This is a genomic window from Mesorhizobium sp. M2E.F.Ca.ET.209.01.1.1, assembly GCF_004010375.2.
Taxonomy (GTDB): Bacteria; Pseudomonadota; Alphaproteobacteria; order Rhizobiales; family Rhizobiaceae; genus Mesorhizobium.
On record NZ_SADP02000513.1, the window covers coordinates 1 to 355 of the forward strand.

At 66.5% G+C, this 355-nt stretch carries 1 pseudogene; it reads right to left on the bottom strand.

From position 1 onward, the window contains the following. Positions 1 to 355: pseudogene (locus tag EN852_RS36705) on the bottom strand (nitrite/sulfite reductase); the annotation flags it as partial.

The following is a 355-nucleotide window of genomic DNA, read 5'->3' on the forward strand; positions in this document are numbered from 1 at the left end:
TCGTGGCTGTCGCGCAACTCGTCGAGGGCGTATCTTTCGGCGATATCGGCGACGGCTTCCATCTGGCTGTCCGATGCGTCGCCCGGTACCTCGCCGATGCCCTTGAGCGAAATCGTCACCGCGGCATAATCGGGATGGCGATGCGTCACCACGTTCTGGTCGAGCCAGTCCGAGAAGCCCTTGGAATCCAACCGCGCCACCTTGACGGCCGCGTCGCCTTCCGGACGCCCGGCCAGCGCCGGCGGCGCGAAATAGGCCTCGATGGCGCGGATGTCCGCCTCAGGCAGCTTCAGTTCCGCATCCTTCAACTCCTGCCCCTCGGCCTCGACCTGGCGGGTGATTTCCTCGGCGCCGG